The following is a 13,483-nucleotide window of genomic DNA, read 5'->3' as shown; positions in this document are numbered from 1 at the left end:
ATGACCAAACCAACAAGCAAATCGAAAAGAGCGCATATTATTTCTCATACGCACTGGGATCGGGAATGGTATTTGCCGTATGAGAAACATCATATGCGATTGGTGCAGCTGGTGGATGCCTTGCTGGATCAGCTCGATCAGGGGCCGGATTTTAAAAGCTTTTACCTGGACGGCCAGACAATCATCATCGATGACTATCTTCAGGTTAGACCTGAGCAGAAGGAACGGCTGGAGAAGCATATTCGTGATGGCCGTATTGTCATTGGGCCTTGGTATATTTTGCAGGATGCCTTCCTGACCAGTGGTGAAGCGAATGTTCGTAATATGCAGGTTGGACATCGGGATGCCAAACGATACGGAACACCTTCAAAGATCGGATACTTCCCAGATACGTTCGGACTTGTAGGACAGACACCGCAGCTTATGCTGCAATCGGGCATCGATAATGTCTTTTTCGGGCGAGGCGTGAAGCCAACGGGCTTCAACAACATGGTGTCTGACGATGGATACGAATCCAGTTTCTCAGAGCTGATGTGGGAAGGTCCGGATGGATCTAAAGTGCTCGGTGTTTTATTTGCCAACTGGTACTCTAACGGGAATGAAGTTCCGGTGGACGAAGCTTCAGCTCGCAAGTTCTGGGAAACCAAGCTGGCTGACGCGGAGAAATATGCATCGACCAATGAATTGCTGTACATGAACGGATGTGATCACCAGCCGATTCAGAAGGATCTGCCTGAAGCCATCCGTATGGCTGAACAATTGTATCCCGATATCGAGTTTGTTCACTCCAACTTCCCGGACTATCTGTCAGCGTTGAAAGCATCTGCGGTTCAGGAGCTTTCTGTTGTAAAAGGAGAGCTGCGCAGCCAGCGTACCGATGGCTGGGGCACTTTGGTGAACACAGCTTCCGCACGCGTTTATCTGAAACAGATGAACCAACTGGGCCAATCCATGTTGGAAAAGGTGGCTGAGCCCCTGGCTTCGTTCGCGCATCTGCTAGGTCATCCATATCCGCATGATCAGTTTACCTATGCGTGGAAAACGTTGATGCAGAATCATCCGCATGACAGCATCTGTGGCTGTAGCGTAGACGAGGTGCATCGCGAGATGGTCACCCGGTTTGATAAGAGCCGTCATGTGGCTGAGGCCCTGATTGAGGATAGCACCAGCCAAATCGCTGCAGCTGTGGATACTTCAACATTTGAACGATATGGTGAGGAAGCGCGGCCTGTGGTTGTGTTTAACACATCGGGATGGGAGCGCAGCGGTGTAGTTCAGATTGAACTGGATGCGGCCCGTTTGTACTTCCGCGATGGTTTCTCATTGGAAGATATGGCAGCCAAAATGAACGCCATTGACCTGTCAGGTCGTATTTTGGTGGATGAAGAAGGCAAACCAGTTCCGTGTACGGTAGAGGATCTGGGTCTGCAATTCGGATATGATCTGCCGGATGATCGATTCCGTCAGCCATATAGCTGCCGTCGGGTCAGCATTACGTTTGAAGCAGAGAATGTGCCTGCACTTGGCCTGAAGACGTATGCTTTGGTTCGCATGGACAGCAATGCTGCGAATTCAAATACACTGCTGCGTGGTGAACGTGGCATGGAAAATGAATATTTTATCGTAAATATTGCAGACAATGGATCTTTTGCACTCACAGATAAACGGACAGGCCGGACGTATAAAGATCTTGGCGTGTATGAAAATGTCGGTGATATCGGCAATGAGTACATGTTCAAGCAACCGGAGAATGAAGTGGCATTGACTACGAAGGATCTTCGGGCAGAAATTCGGGTTATTGAAGATGCGCCTTACAGAGCTTCGTACGAAATTGTTCATCATTGGGAAATTCCTGAATCCGCTGATGAAACGCTTGATCGTGAGCAGCGGGAACTGATTTATTATCCACATCGTAAAGCGCAACGTTCCAAACAAATGATTAGGCTCAAGATCCGAACCATTGTGTCGTTAAGCCGCAGTGGAAAAGGTATCAAGCTCGAAACAACTTTCAACAATCAGGCGAAGGATCATCGGGTACGGGCACTCTTCCCGACGGATCTGACATCGGCTGTTCATCACGTTGATTCGATGTTCGAAATTGCTACTCGCGATAATACGCCTGCACCGGAATGGCAGAATCCGAGCAATACCCAGCATCAGCAAAGTTTTGTTGATGTGAGTGAGGATCAGGCTGGATTGGTTGTAGCCAATCTGGGTCTGAATGAATATGAGGTTCTTGAGGATGGACGGAATACGATTGCCGTAACACTGCTTCGTGCCGTGGGAGAACTTGGAGACTGGGGATTGTTCCCTACACCGGAAGCTCAGTGTCTCGGTGAGCATTCCTTCCAGCTGGAGATTATCCCTCATGACGGGAACGGAGCAACATCCGGAGCGTACATTGAAGCTTACCAGTTCCAGATTCCATGGACTTTGGCTCAGACGACCGTACATCCGGGATTCCTGACGCCAAGCAACACACCTTTTGCGTGGCAAGGGGACGGTCTTGCGTTTTCTTCACTGAAAGTGAACGAGGATTCGGGTGATCTGATGTTGCGTTGGTATAATATGGGGTCGAATACAACTGAGTTGAAGTTTGCTGCTTCTGAGTCCATCCCGCAGGCATTTGAAGATGCATATCAGAGCAACATTCTGGAGGAAGAGACAGGCAAACTGAATGCTTCGATGGTAAATGAATCTTCCACTGCCTTGACTAGCAAAGAATGGGCTCTTCAAGCGGGACCTTGTGAGATTGTTACGGTGGGATTGCGTCGTTAATTTTCCAAGCGTGATCGGATCAATTCTTTGTGTAGTGTCTAACCGAAGTTCTGCGTACTGTCATGGAATGGATAATGCTTTTTCCAGCTGAACATGTTGAGTTATTCCTCAAGTTTATATAGAATGAACAGTAGAATTACAAGCGATCGAAGGTTACCCTGCCATCATGATGGTCATCGTAAAATTCAATTGTTCATTCTATATTGAAACTATTAAGGGGGCTTGAAGCCATGGAATCCTTGGGAGGACTGCTTCAGCAGCTGAATCCTTCCTTTCGTGAACAGTCGCGGCGGATTGCGGCGGATTTGATGGAAGATCCGTACGTACGCGAATTCCGCGCAGGTCATCCTGAACTGAAAGATGCACAGCTTATTACCGATCTGAGCAAGCTGTATCAGTATGCCAAAGATTCGAAGAACTGTGCGAACTGTCCGGGGCTCGACAACTGTCCTAACGATTTCCAGGGTCACTTTTGCAAACTGGAAGTAGAGCATTTTAACGGTAAACCCGAAATTATAGATAAAAAAGCACCTTGTTCCAAACATATCGCCCGGCAAAATGAGCATGTCATCAAGCAGAGAATCCGCAGTTTCTATGTGGACGAGCGTGCGCTCAATGCAGGATATAACGATGTGGAAATTATGGGCAAGGATCGGATGCGTGCTCCGGCGGTGAACCAGGTTCTGCGTTATATTAACGACACCAAGGAGAATGGATTATCTCCGCAAGGACTGTTTTTGGAAGGATCATTTGGAACGGGCAAGACGTTTCTGATGTGTTATCTGCTGCATGAACTCGCGGTTGTGGGCCACACAGGTGTTATTATCTACATGCCTGATTTTGTGGAGGATCTGAAATCCATGATTAGTGAAGGAAACAAGCTGAAGGAAACGACGGATATTCTGAAAAGCTGTGATCTGCTCATCTTTGATGATATTGGGGCAGAGAATCTGAACCCATGGGTTCGGGATCATGTGATGGGTTCCATTCTGAACTACCGTATGAATCGCAAACCTACATTTTACACGTCCAACTATAACTTGGATGGGCTGGAGAAACATCTTAGCTTCACCAGCAGGGATGGCGAGGAAATGAACAAAGGCCAGCGTTTGATGGACCGGATTCGTCCGTTTGTTGATGTCATCTCGGTTCGGGGTGAGAATCAACGGGGCAAACGTTAATTTCTATTTATGTTACCGATCTGATCTATTTTTTACTCCTATAGTCCAAAAAAAGCCTGGCTTTCGCATTGTAGCGAAAACCGGGCTTTTCTGGCCTGCGTGCAGCCTGAAGTTCCTATTCGGTGATAAATTTGAAAATAACCATTCCGAAAAAGATAACCGTCATCAGGCCGGCCATGCCAGCAACACCCGCTATCAGATCAAACAGATCGTTACGGGGTTCCTCGTTCACATGTTCACGCGGGTCGTTGATCCGCACATTTGCATCCATGGTATTGCCTCCTTATGGGGATAACAGCTTGCCCTTACAGGGAGCTGAAGCCCGGAGTAATTTTAGTATACTTGGAAAAGAAAGCGTTTGTAAAGATTTTGCAGCGAACCTGCAAGTTCTTCAATTGTGAAGATTTGATGTTGGGAAGATGAACATTGCTGCGTTCATTTCACAACATTAGAGTACCTGTGTTATACTGGAAGTGTCGTTCACGACGTTACAGGTTAAAATAAACCGTAAGTATATATAAGGAGGACAATTTCATGGCTATTGTTAACGTATCCGATCAATCCTTCAACGCTGAAGTCGAAGGCGAAGGAACGGTTCTTGTTGATTTCTGGGCGCCTTGGTGCGGTCCTTGTAAAATGCTCGCTCCAATCCTGGAAGAGCTGTCCACCGAAGTTGGAGATGCAGTGAAAATTGCTAAAGTCAATGTGGACGAAAATCCGGAATCTGCTTCCCGCTTCGGCGTAATGAGCATTCCAACATTGATCTTCTTCAAAGATGGTCAACCGGTTGATAAAGTGGTTGGTCTGAACTCGAAAGATGCTCTCAAAGGAATTATCGAAAAACACCAATAATTAACCAAGATTTCACATACGCCTCCGGTTATGCGCCGGGGGCGTTTTGCGTCGAAACCTTTCATATAGGACAATATAAAGTATAATTATTTTTACATGATAACGTAGGGTGCAGATCCGATCTGTAGAACCGCAGTGCATGTATTTATCCCAAGACTTGTTTTCCCTTATATATTAATGGAACTAATTATTTTCACAGTAACGGAGAAGACAGAAAAAACCTGGAAAAGCGAAGCGTTCGCCTAAAACTTTCTGAAAGAAAGCTGCATCGGAAGCATTCGCTATCACCGGATGTTCCCTTTGCAAAAAGGGAATCGAAAAAATCTGGGGATCACAGCGATCGGAAGATGGTAGTGCAATCGGAGTGGTAACAGTGTAACCTTTTATTTATACTTTTTTCGGGAAGGAGGACCCACCGAATTATGGATGAATTCATTACAAACGTGCAGGAGCAAGAGAAGGCTCTGGAGCAGATCCGCCACAAGCTGGCTTTGCTGCCTGACATGTCCGGCTGTTACCTGATGAAAAACAGTGAAGGTACCATTATCTATGTAGGTAAAGCCAAAGTGCTGAAGAATCGCGTAAGATCATATTTTATCGGCAGTCATAATGGGAAGACACAGCGCCTGGTGTCCGAAATCCGTGATTTCGAATATATCGTTACCGGCAGTAATATGGAAGCACTCATTCTGGAGTGTAACCTGATCAAGAAGCATATGCCGCGGTATAACGTGTTGCTCAAGGATGACAAGACATTCCCTTACCTTAAAATTACGAATGAAAAGCATCCCCGTCTCGAAGTGACCCGGCGGGTGCTCAAAGATAAAGCCAAATACTTCGGACCTTATCCGAATTCATATGCGGCACACCAAACGAAAAAGCTGCTTGACCGGATGTATCCGTTACGCAAATGTGGTGTAATGCCCAAAGAAGTGTGCCTGTACTATCACATGGGACAATGTCTTGCCCCTTGTGTGAAGGAAGTGGAGAAGGAGCAGTACGACCAGATTTCACAAGAGATTGGTTCATTTCTGAGCGGTGGTCACGAAGAGATCAAGAAGGACTTGCAGCGTAAGATGCAGGAGGCCGCGGAGGATCTTTATTTTGAACGTGCCAAGGAACTGCGCGACCAGGTCATTGCCATTGATGCGATGATGGAAAAACAGAAAATTACGATGGCGGATGCCAGAGACCGCGATGTGTTTGGTTTTGCCATTGATAAAGGCTGGATGTGCGTCCAGATTCTATATATGCGTCAGGGGAAAATGATCGAACGACACGTATCAACGTTCCCGTTTTACGGTGAGGCATACAGTGACTTTATGTCTTACGTGACCCAGTATTACAGTGATAATCCAGCGTTGCCACAGGAAATCTTACTGCCGGAAATGCCAAAAGATCTGGCAGCGGGTGACAGTGGTGCGGATGATATATCCGATGCTGATGGAGCGGTACCTGCGGCGGTGACAATCGAGTCAGAAGAGGCAACGGGATTGGCGCAAGATTCTGCGGTTGAGCTGCGTGTAGCCGAGTCCCGTGCATCTTATGGTGATATCCAACCCGAAGCAGCGACGGAAGAAGCTGCGATGGTTAACCAGGACGACGCTGTTGCTCAGGAAGATGTATCGGCTGATAAACAGCCTCCAGGCTTCGAAGATCCTTCTCAGGTCGCAGCAGCATTGCAGGAATGGCTGGAAATTAAAGTCCATATCCCGCAACGTGGATTGAAACGCCAGATGATCACCATGGCTGTGGATAACGCACGTGTTGCACTGGAAGAGAAGTTCCGCCTGATTGAGCGGAATGAAGAACGGACATCAAAAGCTGCGGAAGGACTGGGACGCTTTATTGGACTGGATCAGCTTCACCGTATTGAAGCGTTTGATAACTCGAACATCCAGGGAACGAATCCGGTATCTGCCATGATTGTATTTACGGATGGTAAACCGGATAAGAAAGAATATCGGAAGTACAAGGTACGTTCGGTTGAAGGCCCGGATGATTATGAAACGATGCGTGAGGTCATCCGTCGTCGTTACGAACGGGTGTTGAAGGAAAACTTAACCCAGCCTGACCTGATCGTGGTCGATGGAGGTAAAGGTCAGATTTCGGCAGCCGTGGACATTCTGGAAAATGAATTGGGATTGTTTATTCCGGTATGTGGACTGGTGAAGGATGCGAAGCACAAGACCTCACAGTTGATGATCGGCAACCCGCCGGAAGTCATCTCCTTGCCGCGTGACAGTCAGGAGTTCTACCTGTTGCAGCGGATTCAGGAAGAGGTCCACCGTTTTGCGATTTCGTTCCATCGCGAGCAGCGTGGGAAATCGATGGTGACTTCCCGTCTGGATGCTATTCCGGGGATCGGAGAAAAGCGGCGCAAGCTGCTGCTGAAGCATTTTGGCTCTTTACGCAAAATAAAAGAGGCCAGCGTCGAAGACTTCCGGCCTCTATCTATTGGTGACAAGCTTGCGAATCAGATTATTGCAGCACTTCGTGATGAGGAGTCGTGACATACGGCTTCTCTTTTTGTTTTGGATTCATTTTGTAAATGACATAACCAACGATGGCCGGAAGCACAATCCAGAAGAGTCCGGCGGAAATGTTCAGAGCATCACCCATGAAGATCAGGCTTAGCCCCATCAACAGGCTGTCAAAGATAACATGGGCGAATACAACGGCGATGAAGCCGTGACGCAGCATGATCAGACTGAACAAGAGTCCGATGACCGTAAGCTCTATTGGACGTGTGATGACCGGATAGATCGGGTACAGGGTGTGTCCCAGAGCCCAGATCAATGTTGGGATGAGGCAGGCAATAAACGTATTGCGTACAACCTTCTGCATCATGCGAATTCCGAACAGACGATAGACTGCTTCCTCACCAATCCCGGCCATCCAGGCCATAATCGGGAAGATCCAGGCATAACTCATGTTATAAGTGGACTGGTCAGCCGATGTTGTTGACCAGCTTCCAATACTGCGCTCCAAAATAAAGAACAGTACGGATTGCACACCCAGCAGAATCAACGCCCATAAGTAACCTGTATACATACTGTGCAGCACATATTTGCCGTATCCGGGTTCTTTGGCCCGAGGCCAAGGATTCAGACCAATTTTGCGCCACATGCCGTCACCGGCAACGAGTGACAGATAGATGGTTGCACTCATGACCAGCGTTATCCCAGCCTGCATTACCATCAGGAAGGTCAGCATAAAGTTAGACAGCCCTTGCGCCTGAAAGAGCGGAATCATGTTCAGTGTGCCAATCACAGAAGCCGCAAAGTATATCAGAGACAGAACGATTCCGCGTTTGAACGAGGTATGTGCTCTGGTCAGAATACTGTAGATGATCGCGAGCACGCCAAGCACAAAGGTAAGAAAAGCATAACCACCGTAAGTCATCCAGTTGGCTTGCCGAGTCTGATTTTCTACATAGTCGGTATGGGAGGTAGGGACTGAGAATACCGATTCGAAGGAGCGAACGGCTCCGTTTTCAAATGTAAAGTTCAGTTCCAGCTTGGAATCCCCAATTTGCTTTTCATTATCCGTGTATTTCAGCCCCGCTTCTTCTTCACGGGTGTCCAGCTGAAGTTTTGGCACATTATACCCGAATTCGCCAAGGACGCCAGCGGCAAGCTGCTCTTTTTCATTTAAGGAAAGGTTATCTTCAGCTAAACGTTGGGCAGCATTCACTTTGCTTTTGTCCTGCTCAGCCTCAATGGATGCATACAGGGAAGAAGGGAGTTCGCGCTTGAAACCGACAACTTTTCCTGTTCTCATATGTACGTCAACATTCAAATAACCGCCTTTGTCCTGATCAGGCAAACGAACGCGGTACACATCGTAAGGATAGGTTGTTTCCCATTTCTTGTTATAGGTTTCTAACTGTTTGGTTTTCGCCATATACCCATAAATATCGGAATGGGTTTGGTACGTCACAAGCTCGTTTCCGGTATTCGTCGGAAGGGTATAATCAGGTAGAGAAGCTGCAAAAGATCGTGCCGACTCCGCTGCTTTCTCCTTGCTTATGAAGGAAGTAGACTGGATATCAGTCGTTTGCGATGAGGTGGCAGGGAAGATTTGAAAAACGAAAAACAGAATCAGGCCAATCGCCGCAAGCAACCCTAAACGCTTGAAGTTAGCTTTGAGTACCAAAGGCTGCCCTAAGGGATTCATTTAATGTTGTTCCTCCTTTATTAATATGGATATTAAAGTAAAGATAGCACAGCCCAAGCTCCGAATGCCAATGGCGAAACGAGAAGCGGTGCAAATGCATGAAAACGAATGAAAATGACCGAAACAATCCGATCTATCCGTCGCCATATCTGAGTTTTTCCCTTTTTGACGGAATTCGATGCTATTTACACAAAAATCGTTTTGTATACAAACGTCACAGCGCTTATAATTTTGAATCAAATGTCCCATATTCCGCATGTCTTTAGGCGAACAAGGGAACGAATAGAATGTATCAAAGGTATTCCAACCTAATGTATATGTATTACAGCGAAAATCATACATGTTTACGCTCCGAAATGGGCTTTCCAAGTGCTTGGCTATTCCGTCAAGTGATATGGAAAAGCGCTTCGGAGAAAGGCTCCACATCGTGGAGTCATTTTCTTTTTGGCAGAGGTGGATGATACTCAAGTGAAAATGAATGTTCAATGGATGCGTCTATCACCACCCCGAATTCTGGTCCTGGGGTTCGCGGGTATTATATTGCTCGGGACACTTCTGTTGATGCTCCCGGCATCCAGTCGAAGCGGAGTCAGCCTTCCTTTTATTGACGCACTCTTTACTGCGACTTCCGCAGTCTGTGTAACGGGGCTGGTTGTAGTGGATACGGGTACTCATTTTTCGACGTTGGGTCAGATCATAATTGCAATCCTGATTCAAATTGGCGGCCTTGGCTTTATGACGATGTCGACACTGGTGGCGATTGCATTCAAACGCCGGATCTCTCTACGTGAGCGGTTGATTTTGCAGGAAGCAATGAACCAGAGTACGATGGAGGGGATCGTCCGCCTTATTCGCAAGGTTGTGATCTACTCGCTCATATTGGAAGGCATATGTGGCACGTTGTTCGCCATTCGCTGGTCGTTCGATATGCCAATGGGGCAGGCCATCTATTATGGATATTGGCATGCTATCTCCATGTTCAACAATGCCGGGTTTGACATGTTCGGAGAATTCCGCAGCTTAACCGGGTATGTGTATGATCCGCTCGTGAATTTTACAGCCATGTTCCTGATTATTTCAGGCGGTATCGGTTTTGTCGTTCTGTCCGATCTGGTGGAGTATCGGAGGACGAAGAAGCTGTCGCTGCATTCCAAAGTGGTGCTGTTGACAACCGGTTTGTTGATCGTATTTGGAGCACTGGTGATCTTTGTGTTTGAATTCAGCAATCCCCGGACATTGGGTGGTCTGAACTGGGGGGGCAAAATTCTCGGTTCGTTCTTCCAGTCGGTAACCCCGCGAACAGCAGGGGCGAATACGGTAGACATTGCTGGCCTGAGGCAGGCAACGCAATTTTTCATTATTATATTGATGTTTATTGGTGCTTCCCCCGGTTCTACCGGAGGCGGCATTAAAACAACCACGTTCATGATTATGGCCGGAGCTGTTATTGCCATGATGCGGGGACGGGAAGATATCGTCTTTTTCAGATATCGGCTTCTACAGGAACGCATTTTCAAAGCACTGACGATTACGCTGCTTGCTCTGTTGCTCATTATTGCCGTTACGATGGTGCTTAGTACGACGGAAGACAGCAGTTTTTTGATGATATTATTTGAGACGACATCCGCCTTCGGTACTGTAGGTTTATCTATGGGGCTTACACTGAAGCTGACCACGATCGGCAAACTTTTGATCTGTTTCACCATGTTTGCAGGGCGTCTTGGACCGATTACGCTCGCGTATGCACTCGGACAGAAAAAGGGTAAAGAATTGTACAGGTATCCGGAAGGCAAAATGATTATTGGATAAGGGGTTCGTGAAGAACAATGAAAACACAGCAGTTTGCGGTAATTGGGCTTGGGCGCTTTGGCTCCAGTCTGGCACAGGAATTAATGGAGCTTGGGTATGAAGTGCTGGGGATCGATAAAAATGAAGAAGTCGTCGAAGACATGAGTGAATTGGTCACCCATGCCGTCGTCGCGGATTCCACTGATGAGGAAGTGCTGCGCTCCCTCGGCATCCGTAATTTTGACTGCTGTATCGTTGCCATCGGGGCTGATATCCAGACCAGCATTCTCACTGCTATTTTACTGAAGGAACTCGGTGTAAAAACTGTTGTGGCCAAAGCAATTTCCGTTCTTCACGGACGGGCACTGGACAAGCTGGGAATCGATCGTGTGGTTTATCCTGAGCGTGATATGGGAATCCGGGTTGCCCATCAGCTTGTTACCCCGAATCTGCTGGATTATATCGAATTGTCCGATGATTACAGTATTGTGGAGATGAAGGTTCCAGCTTGTCTGCATAATAAAACGCTATCCACTCTGAATGCACGGGTACGCTTTGGCTGCAGCATTGTAGCCTTGCAAAAGGAAGCCGGGGTCATTATTGCCCCGACTGCACTGGACTCGCTTCAGATGGGTGACATCATGGTGATTATCGGCATGAATGATGACATTGACCGTTTTGAGGAAGAAGTGATCAGCCAAGAGAGCTAGAGCTGAGTCTATTAAATGAAAGCAGAGCGTTGAACTCGGCTGATTGATATGAATGCTAAGGCGTCGTTGTCCTCCGTGAGGGCAGCGGCGCCTTTGCTGTAAAGAGGGCAGCCGTTTCCCTGACCCACTGTCTGGAGGTCTGGCTGAGGTTTTCCTTTTCCCCATAGATCATGCAGGTTGTGCGCCGGGTCTGTTGCAGTTGCGGCAGATATACCGAGACGAGGTCATTGTCCGCAAGCAATTGAGGGCGGAGGTACGACTTGGGCAACAGGGCTGCTGCTTTGCAGGTAGGCAGAAGACGGACAATCGCTTCAAAGGAGTCAATCTCCATGCGAATATCCGGCATTACGGCGCAGCGCTGGAACAGGTCGTCGGTTAATTTGCGATACCAGGTTCCTTTGGAGAACGTAATCATCGGCAGATCTTGCAAATGTTCCATTCCGGCTTCTTTACCCGATAGGGGATGCGTTAAAGGCACAACCAGCTCCAGATGATCATCAAAGAGCGGCACACAGTTCAGCCCGGCTTCACTAATAGAAGAGGCAACGATGCCTACATCAGCTTTTTTATCCCGCACAAAAGAGACAATTTCATGCGTTTTCCCCGTCACCAGTTTGATTTCCGCATTCGGATGTTTCTCCATAAAGGCATTTACCAGCGGCGGCAACGTGGTTTGAAGCGTTGTCAGACTGGCTCCAAGTGTAATGGAGCTTTGTTCTTCGTCCTTGTACTGGGCCAGCATGGTCAGAAATTTTTGTTGCTGCTGTTTCTGCTCTACCGCGAAAGTGTAGGCGAACTGGCCTACGCTGGTTAATTCGAGTCGTTTACCACGGCGATGAAAGAGCGCTACGCCGAGCTCATCCTCCAATTTGGAGATTTTGCGAGACAGCGCGGGCTGTGACAGATTCAGCAATTTCGATGCACGGTTCAGACTGGACTGCTCTACAACCGCCGCAAAAGCGTTTAATTCCTCGAACATGAGCACTAACCTCTTTTCTAATGAACGTATGAATGTACTTTGCGTGAGGCATCTCCTTGTCAAATATTTCTTCATGTTGTATGGCCTGCACGACCGATGTTTATAACTTATACCTATAGGTTATAACATTTAATAATTATATTGCAATTCCCTTATAAGAAAAAAAGGAGTAACATGAATCGTGACACAAGTTGTTCACACCTGAAGAAAACGGAACAATTTGTCGAACCTTTCCTTGGGAAAGGTTTGTGTCATGATAAGCGAATTTTATTTATGAAAACGTTGTATTTAGCGAAAGGGGATCGACATTTTATGAAAGGGTTTTACTCCAGAAAGCTGCACTCCTTGCTTGGCGTCATTCCGCTCAGTCTGTTTTTCATTGAGCATATGGTGACGAACTTCTCGGCAGTTGAAGGCGGCAAAGAAGGCTTTAACGATGCAGTTGCATTTCTGAATGGCCTGCCGCTCGTAATTGTACTTGAAACGCTTCTCATCTGGTTGCCGCTGTTCTATCACGGTGTATATGGTTTGTACATTGCCTATCAGGCCAAGCCTAACGTGGGACGTTTTGGCAATGAGCGCAACTGGCGCTATACGTTGCAGCGCGTCAGCGGTGTCATTACGTTTGTGTTCGTCATCTGGCATATTTGGGAGACTCGTTTCCAGGTTGCGTTGGGGAATGTCACACACGAAGAGCTTGGCGGTGTCATACACGGCATCGTGATGAACCCGGTAACGTTTATTTTATATCTGATCAGTGTGGTTGCGGCATCCTATCACTTTGCCAACGGTTTGTGGTCGTTTCTGGTTAGCTGGGGAATTACCGTCGGTCCGCGTGCGCAGCGTGTATCTTCCTACATTTGCATGAGCTTGTTTGCTATTGTAGCTCTCATGTTTATTGCATCGCTGCTTGCTTTCCGGAGCATGGATTTCCAGGTAGCCACTTCGATGATTGACGCAGTTAAAACAGTTCTGATTTAAGCATTTGGACTTTAAATGCTGACTTATAAGGGAGT

10 protein-coding genes are annotated in these 13,483 nt (G+C 47.3%); 7 read left to right on the top strand and 3 right to left on the bottom strand.

Features of this window, described 5'->3' with window-relative positions:
• The gene (locus BMY78_RS27690) at positions 1–2,778 is read left to right on the top strand and encodes an alpha-mannosidase (protein WP_090904500.1); all 2,778 of its coding nucleotides are present in this window, start codon (positions 1–3) and stop codon (positions 2,776–2,778) included.
• 230 nt (positions 2,779–3,008) lie between these two features.
• Positions 3,009–3,959: a primosomal protein DnaI gene (gene dnaI, locus BMY78_RS27685; RefSeq protein ID WP_090904499.1), complete on the top strand. Its 951-nt coding sequence runs from the start codon at positions 3,009–3,011 to the stop codon at positions 3,957–3,959.
• Positions 3,960–4,074: 115 nt separating this feature from the next.
• Here dnaI and BMY78_RS27680 read toward each other — a convergent pair whose 3' ends face one another.
• Positions 4,075–4,230: a YqzM family protein gene (locus BMY78_RS27680; RefSeq protein ID WP_090810527.1), complete on the bottom strand. Its 156-nt coding sequence runs from the start codon at positions 4,228–4,230 to the stop codon at positions 4,075–4,077.
• A gap of 263 nt (positions 4,231–4,493) precedes the next feature.
• Between BMY78_RS27680 and trxA the strand changes: the two genes are divergently transcribed.
• Both trxA and uvrC read left to right on the top strand, forming a co-directional pair.
• Positions 4,494–4,811, top strand: coding sequence for a thioredoxin (trxA, locus tag BMY78_RS27675; RefSeq protein WP_036605788.1), 318 nt, complete (start codon positions 4,494–4,496; stop codon positions 4,809–4,811).
• Positions 4,812–5,233: 422 nt separating this feature from the next.
• Positions 5,234–7,324, top strand: a complete 2,091-nt coding sequence (gene uvrC, locus BMY78_RS27670) for an excinuclease ABC subunit UvrC (protein ID WP_090904498.1) — start codon at positions 5,234–5,236, stop codon at positions 7,322–7,324.
• On the opposite strand, the gene BMY78_RS27665 is transcribed toward uvrC, so the two are convergent.
• On the bottom strand, positions 7,293–8,990 hold the full coding sequence (locus BMY78_RS27665; RefSeq protein ID WP_090904497.1) for a CPBP family intramembrane glutamic endopeptidase: 1,698 nt from the start codon (positions 8,988–8,990) through the stop codon (positions 7,293–7,295). The genes uvrC and BMY78_RS27665 overlap by 32 nt on opposite strands.
• A 474-nt stretch (positions 8,991–9,464) precedes the next feature.
• On the opposite strand from BMY78_RS27665, the gene BMY78_RS27660 reads away from it, so the two are divergent.
• A complete protein-coding gene (locus tag BMY78_RS27660) occupies positions 9,465–10,799 on the top strand; it encodes a TrkH family potassium uptake protein (protein WP_371129200.1) in 1,335 nt (444 codons plus the stop codon).
• A gap of 17 nt (positions 10,800–10,816) precedes the next feature.
• On the top strand, positions 10,817–11,488 hold the full coding sequence (locus tag BMY78_RS27655; protein WP_076290888.1) for a potassium channel family protein: 672 nt from the start codon (positions 10,817–10,819) through the stop codon (positions 11,486–11,488).
• A gap of 55 nt (positions 11,489–11,543) precedes the next feature.
• Here BMY78_RS27655 and BMY78_RS27650 read toward each other — a convergent pair whose 3' ends face one another.
• Positions 11,544–12,467, bottom strand: a complete 924-nt coding sequence (locus BMY78_RS27650) for a LysR family transcriptional regulator (RefSeq protein ID WP_090904496.1) — start codon at positions 12,465–12,467, stop codon at positions 11,544–11,546.
• A 312-nt stretch (positions 12,468–12,779) separates the two neighbouring features.
• On the opposite strand from BMY78_RS27650, the gene BMY78_RS27645 reads away from it, so the two are divergent.
• On the top strand, positions 12,780–13,448 hold the full coding sequence (locus BMY78_RS27645; RefSeq protein ID WP_076290972.1) for a succinate dehydrogenase cytochrome b558 subunit: 669 nt from the start codon (positions 12,780–12,782) through the stop codon (positions 13,446–13,448).
• Positions 13,449–13,483: the final 35 nt, after the last annotated feature.

Source organism: Paenibacillus sp. OK076, from assembly GCF_900110055.1.
In the GTDB taxonomy this organism is placed as follows: domain Bacteria; phylum Bacillota; class Bacilli; order Paenibacillales; family Paenibacillaceae; genus Paenibacillus.
This window is presented reverse-complemented; position numbering and strand designations above follow the sequence as displayed.

Coding starts and splice junctions, on each gene's coding strand:
- BMY78_RS27645 (WP_076290972.1), top strand. CDS start 12,780: ATGAAAGGGTTTTACTCCAGAAAGCTGCACTCCTTGCTTGGCGTCATT.
- BMY78_RS27665 (WP_090904497.1), bottom strand. CDS start 8,990: ATGAATCCCTTAGGGCAGCCTTTGGTACTCAAAGCTAACTTCAAGCGT.
- BMY78_RS27650 (WP_090904496.1), bottom strand. CDS start 12,467: ATGTTCGAGGAATTAAACGCTTTTGCGGCGGTTGTAGAGCAGTCCAGT.
- BMY78_RS27660 (WP_371129200.1), top strand. CDS start 9,465: ATGAATGTTCAATGGATGCGTCTATCACCACCCCGAATTCTGGTCCTG.
- dnaI (WP_090904499.1), top strand. CDS start 3,009: ATGGAATCCTTGGGAGGACTGCTTCAGCAGCTGAATCCTTCCTTTCGT.
- BMY78_RS27680 (WP_090810527.1), bottom strand. CDS start 4,230: ATGGATGCAAATGTGCGGATCAACGACCCGCGTGAACATGTGAACGAG.
- BMY78_RS27690 (WP_090904500.1), top strand. CDS start 1: ATGACCAAACCAACAAGCAAATCGAAAAGAGCGCATATTATTTCTCAT.
- BMY78_RS27655 (WP_076290888.1), top strand. CDS start 10,817: ATGAAAACACAGCAGTTTGCGGTAATTGGGCTTGGGCGCTTTGGCTCC.
- uvrC (WP_090904498.1), top strand. CDS start 5,234: ATGGATGAATTCATTACAAACGTGCAGGAGCAAGAGAAGGCTCTGGAG.
- trxA (WP_036605788.1), top strand. CDS start 4,494: ATGGCTATTGTTAACGTATCCGATCAATCCTTCAACGCTGAAGTCGAA.